This is a genomic window from Bacillus sp. N1(2025) (genome assembly GCF_053470005.1).
This window is the reverse complement of sequence record NZ_JBLTJB010000025.1, coordinates 1-5,023: the sequence shown is the minus strand read 5'-3', so window position 1 is coordinate 5,023 and position 5,023 is coordinate 1. Positions and strand designations below refer to the sequence as shown.

The 5,023-nt window shown below is 37.8% G+C and carries 6 protein-coding genes and 2 pseudogenes; 2 read left to right on the top strand and 6 right to left on the bottom strand.

Annotated elements, in window-relative coordinates; all coding sequences use genetic code 11:
- Together ACNFN4_RS22070 and ACNFN4_RS22065 are read right to left on the bottom strand one after the other, a co-directional pair.
- A pseudogene (locus ACNFN4_RS22070) lies at positions 1-105 on the bottom strand (sporulation protein YunB); the annotation flags it as partial.
- A gap of 128 nt (positions 106-233) precedes the next feature.
- On the bottom strand, positions 234-437 hold the full coding sequence (locus ACNFN4_RS22065; RefSeq protein ID WP_021493638.1) for a hypothetical protein: 204 nt from the start codon (positions 435-437) through the stop codon (positions 234-236).
- A 243-nt stretch (positions 438-680) separates the two neighbouring features.
- On the opposite strand from ACNFN4_RS22065, the gene ACNFN4_RS22060 reads away from it, so the two are divergent.
- Entirely contained in the window at positions 681-770 is a 90-nt protein-coding gene (locus ACNFN4_RS22060) for a putative holin-like toxin (RefSeq protein ID WP_076982784.1), read from the top strand.
- A gap of 296 nt (positions 771-1,066) precedes the next feature.
- Here the strand turns inward: ACNFN4_RS22060 and ACNFN4_RS22055 are convergent, their stop codons facing one another.
- From ACNFN4_RS22055 to ACNFN4_RS22040, 4 genes are read right to left on the bottom strand one after another with little or no spacing between them, the layout of a single operon-like run.
- A complete protein-coding gene (locus tag ACNFN4_RS22055) occupies positions 1,067-1,627 on the bottom strand; it encodes an SMI1/KNR4 family protein (RefSeq protein WP_021493639.1) in 561 nt (186 codons plus the stop codon).
- 14 nt (positions 1,628-1,641) lie between these two features.
- Complete coding sequence (locus ACNFN4_RS22050; protein ID WP_041482512.1) at positions 1,642-2,130, bottom strand: antitoxin YezG family protein; 489 nt, start codon at positions 2,128-2,130, stop codon at positions 1,642-1,644.
- A complete protein-coding gene (locus ACNFN4_RS22045; protein ID WP_014417844.1) occupies positions 2,120-2,608 on the bottom strand; it encodes an SMI1/KNR4 family protein in 489 nt (162 codons plus the stop codon). The genes ACNFN4_RS22050 and ACNFN4_RS22045 overlap by 11 nt, the downstream gene beginning before the upstream one ends.
- Before the next feature lie 8 nt (positions 2,609-2,616).
- Positions 2,617-4,326: a T7SS effector LXG polymorphic toxin gene (locus ACNFN4_RS22040; protein ID WP_448200481.1), complete on the bottom strand. Its 1,710-nt coding sequence runs from the start codon at positions 4,324-4,326 to the stop codon at positions 2,617-2,619.
- Between the two features lie 409 nt (positions 4,327-4,735).
- Here ACNFN4_RS22040 and ACNFN4_RS22035 point away from each other — a divergent pair.
- Positions 4,736-5,023, top strand: a pseudogene (locus ACNFN4_RS22035) (thermonuclease family protein); the annotation flags it as partial.

Genomic DNA, 5,023 nt, shown 5'->3' with positions numbered 1-5,023 from the left:
GAGGCTGATGACCGTCGATATGATAAAAAAAGAAAACGACAGAAGAAGCACATACCGAAAAGGCAAAGGCCCTCTCTTGCGAAGAGCTCTCCGGTATCTAGGCAAGAAAAATCCCCCCTTACATATCACAATGTATGCTTGTAAGGGGGGACATAGTAATTTATTTTCACACTTAAAAACTCCGGCACAAAGTGTTCCTTTTCTTTCGGATCACGCAAATGACGGGCTATTTTTTATATCCTGCTTATTTTAGTTTTTCTAATCCTTTTTCTTTTCATATCTTCATTAGATATTTTTGTTTGCATCTCCATAACACTTAATTGGCTTTTTAATATCTTAATGTCTTGTTTATTGAGCACTGGTGGCACATTTATTTCTGCCCTTTTTCCACTTGTTAATGAAAACTTTAAAACCTGTTTAGCTAAAGTAAATTCCAACGCCAGATTCTCCCTTAGTTAATTTCAACAATTTAAAATCATAAGAGCCATGATGCACTTACACAATAAAGATTACATGATATTGTCTTAATCATCAAACTTTGATTTTCAATTGACTGTTTCAGCTTGGTAATCTGATTCCTATAATCACAGACATATATTTGGAATTAGTGTATAATGATTCCTGTACATTAAAGCATGCTCACTCAAGGGAGTCTTGCTCATCCCCTACGAAAGGGGGTGATGCTTATGTCAACATTTCAGGCATTAATGTTAATGCTTGCATTCGGGTCGTTTATAATTGCCCTGTTGACGTATATAAATAAAAAATAGACCTCCCTTGAGACTGGAATCCTGAAGGGACAGGTCTATCACGAATAACCGCTGAGCAAGCCCTTTGATGGGTAGCTTTTTGTACAGAACCGGGGTGTTGGTAGCACCCTGGTCTTTTTATTTTATGCATTTCATAAATCAAAATGCATAAAATAATCATATAACTGTATTACCTACACTAATTATAACCACATAAAAATGGTATTTGCAATACTATTGCTTTATGGATTAAACCACTTTTACTTTGTCTAAGGACACTTATTGCTGCTTCCTCATCGCAATTGCAATACTTTTGCTTAACTGTTTAATAAATCATCATCTAGCTCAATAGATAAAATACCATCGTCCTCATCTGTTGTCTCTTCAATAAACAGACTTTGAATGAAGTCAGAGAAAGAATTTGCGACCAAAAATGTGTCTTTTATTCCATTTGTCAGTTCATGATCCCAAAAATAAACTTTCCCTGTTGCCTCTCCTTTCACACCCAGACAAACCTGGTCTCCTCCATCGCCATCAGCAATCGGGATAATCCAGTCTGGCATTTGTTCTTCATAAGTAACTGTCATTGATATAACATCAAAGTCAGCATCGTCTACCCCAAACCCATAAAATAGCCCTAATCTTAAATGATTATTACTAGCCAATGGATTCTCTTCTAAGCTTGGAAATAAAACATTATCTGCCTGTATCGTGCTTCCGCCATATCTTACAACGAATTCTTTGTACACCTCATCAAGATTTACGTTTAATTCGTTTTCAAATGCTTTGATTTTTCTTTTGCTTCTTTGTTCATTGCTTGATGCGTAATACTTTAAATTAAATTTGTTCATCTTTTCAGTGATATCGTGTATACTCATTCCAAAATCCCCACTTAGATCGGGTTTTCAGGATAATCAGCTTTATATTTATCAATTATCCCTTTTAGAGACGCATCAGACGGTTCCTCACCTAGATACTTATGTTTCCAAATGATGTGTTGATCACTGAAGCTGTAATCAGTGCTGAACCAATCAGTGTAATCAAAACTGATATTTAATTTGCCTGTTCTTTCAAGGCTTAACGTAAACGAATACCATAATTCTTGATCGTTCTCCTTGAATACTTCTCGTAGCCTCTCACTCAGATCAAACAACTTTCTCTTTTTCTCAGTAAAGTCATCTTCATCAATTGTGAAAATAAAAGGTACTTCTAAGCTATACTTGTAATTTTGTGGCTCGTCAGGAGTTTTGTAATAAAAATAAGTTCCTCCTCCTGTTTCCGAAACTTGTGCATAAAACCAAAACTTTTCCCATTGTTCGGGGATCATTTCATTTATTGTTTCTGCAATCTCTTTATATAGATTGTTTAGCTCAGTCTCCATCATATGCATCGCCCAATGTACTAAAATCATCCCTTAACCAATACCAGTGCTCACCCTTATTCTCAAGCAGTCGCTGTATTAAATCAGTAAATGAAGTGGCTATTACCTGTGTTTCACCAACAATTCCATGTCGATCAAAAAAGCTGTCGTAACACTTACCTTTACGATCTTCATTTAAATCAATTGTCAGATATTCTCCTTTTCCATCCGTACAAACAATATACCACTCGGAGGAAATGTCTTCTTCACAAAGTTCCCCAACAATAACGGGATTAGCCAATTTAAACTCAGTTGGTCGTACTATATATATTGGATAATCCGCATTTTCATATAAAACTGCTCCACCGCATTGTTCATAAAATTCACTAACATCTCTTGGTAGTTGATGCTTCTCGTCTATTGTCGGGAGACCGTCAACTTCCAACAGCCGGCAGTCTAGTGTAGAAGCAATCTTCTTGATTAACATATGAATACTCAAGTCTACACCTACTTTCTAAAATTGTATTGATTAAATGCATTATAATATTGCTGTCTCGCTTCTTTAGGAACATTAGCAGCATCAAACATCTTCTCAGTAAGTTCTTGTATTTCTCTAGGGGATACTTCTTTCCAGTTTACTTTGCCGCCAACTTTCTTCCCTGTTTTTTCGAACAACCATTCTCTATATACTTTCTTGGTAGCGTTGTGTTGTTCCTTAGTTAAAGCTACTGTTGGCGTATTACTACCTCTACTCACATAATTCGGAACATTATGTTTAGCCCATACATCCATTACACCGTGATGATTCTCTAAAGGACTGTTACTTGGTCTATAATCTACGACATCGAAAGGTTTTACTTCTTTATCTGACCTTTTAGCAAAACTCATTAGTTGATTTTTTAAGTTTGCTCCGTCCACTACATTGTATGGCACGTCACCTGTCAGAGCAAGGTTATACTTTGGATTATATGGCAGTAAATCCGGAATTTTAACATCCTTCAATTTCGTACCTGTCTGCCCTACCTTGTTTATGACCTTGCCTGCTGCATCTGCTTTGTTAACGGCTCCTGCGCCTTTCGTTCCGACGACAGCAACAGCCACTGAACTGACCGCATATGTCACCCATCTTGATCTGGAGTAAGCATCCCCGTTCACCATATCTTTTTGATACGATTCCTCAATAGCTGTTGAAATGGCATTATACGTGTTAATTGGATGAGCAACTGCCCCTATGATACCTTCGATAACTTCATCAGGCTTGCTGATCAGCTGCCATAAACCGCTTACCGTGTCTTTCCCGACATCATATAAACCAACGCCGGCTCCTTTTAAAATATCCCAAGTCACTTCTCCGGCTTCTTCCAGCTGTTTTGCTTGTTCAAGCTGAATCACATACTGCTGCTGGGCAGGTTCAAGGTTTTCATATCCGATCTTCTTCGCAATTTCCAAATATTCATCCGGATCGGTCACACCGTCAGCCAGCTTTTTCTTCAGATCCTTGATTTCACGTTCTTTCGCTTCTTCCTTCTTAATCGTCAAATAAGCATCCGATTGTCTTGCAATCTCGCCTTTTTTCTTATGTATGTCGCTTTCTCTGTATGCCTTTGCGTTATAGTGAAGTGGTGTTGCGTTTTTCCCTTTTCCCGTAGCGTTTTGGAGCTGCTGAAAGTCAGCCTGAATGAAATGTTCATTTGCCTCGGCGTATTCTTTCGTTAGACCATGATCAAGCTTGCCGAGCTTATGTACAGTATCGTCCCGTTTTTTGTCTGCTGATTCCAGCTTTTGATCGACATCTTCTGTAGAGAAAACATCAAGATGAATGATATCGCTGATTTCATCAAGGATACCTTTCATTTCATTGCGCTGCTCCTGCATGATAGCTTGTGATGTATTCTTCGCATGAATCAACTCATGTTCTAAAAATGACTCTTCCACAAACGAATCGGCTAATCCGGCATCAGCTACTTTTCCTGAAATACTGTTAAGAAATGCGATTTTCATGTCGATCAGATCAAGCCAGCTGTCAGTAACGCCGGCGTGGTCTTGGAAAAAGGCTTTAATGTTGTCAGCGCCTTTACCTGAAAACTCACTGTCATCCAAGTCAGCCATTCCCTGAAACGCTTTTCTGAGATTGATAAATTGTTCTCTAATCTGATCGTATTCTTTTGCTCGTTTCTCCGCTGCTGAGATTAACGAGGATGCTTCAAATACTTTCATATCTGTCTCCTTTCCACTTAATCTTTTCTAAATTTTACCATAGTTTTAGGCTCTTCGATTTTCAAAATCAGATGTTTACCTAAAATTAATTTTACAATCTTTGGTTCTATAATTATAATTAGGAAGGTTTGTCCGATATAAAGACAGAATAAACAAATTTGGGGGAATTACATTGAAGAAATGGTTATTAGGTATTGGCGCATTATCTCTAAGCTTTTCTTTGGCTGCATGTGGGTCTGATTCTGCTTCTACAGATAAAACAGATTCAGATAAGGCTAAAACAACGCAGCAAGAAGAAAAGGATACAAAAGAGACAAAGACAGACTCTCAATCAAACGACAAAAGCAATAATGACAAAAATGAAAAAGCCGAAAATGCTTCAAAGAAGGATTCGTCGGATAAAAAGACATCTGAAAATAAGAAAAAACTGGTCGATGTAACGCTTAACAGAACGGTTGACGGAGACACGATTAAAGTTAACTATAAAGGCGAAGTCAAAACAGTACGTTATTTACTTGTCGACACACCTGAGACTAAAAAGCCAAACTCTTGCGTACAACCATATGGTGAGGATGCTTCAGCAAGAAACAAACAGCTGGTTAACAAGGGAAAACTTCAACTGGAGTTTGATAAAGGAGATCGTACAGACAAGTACGGCAGAATGCTGGCTTACGTTTATGTAGATGGTAAATCTGTT

What these genes read in the sequence shown, in the direction of transcription:
- ACNFN4_RS22060 (WP_076982784.1), top strand. Translation starts at nt 681, where the DNA reads ATGCTTATGTCAACATTTCAGGCATTAATGTTAATGCTTGCATTCGGG.
- ACNFN4_RS22055 (WP_021493639.1), bottom strand. Translation starts at nt 1,627, where the DNA reads ATGAGTATACACGATATCACTGAAAAGATGAACAAATTTAATTTAAAG.
- ACNFN4_RS22050 (WP_041482512.1), bottom strand. Translation starts at nt 2,130, where the DNA reads ATGGAGACTGAGCTAAACAATCTATATAAAGAGATTGCAGAAACAATA.
- ACNFN4_RS22040 (WP_448200481.1), bottom strand. Translation starts at nt 4,326, where the DNA reads ATGAAAGTATTTGAAGCATCCTCGTTAATCTCAGCAGCGGAGAAACGA.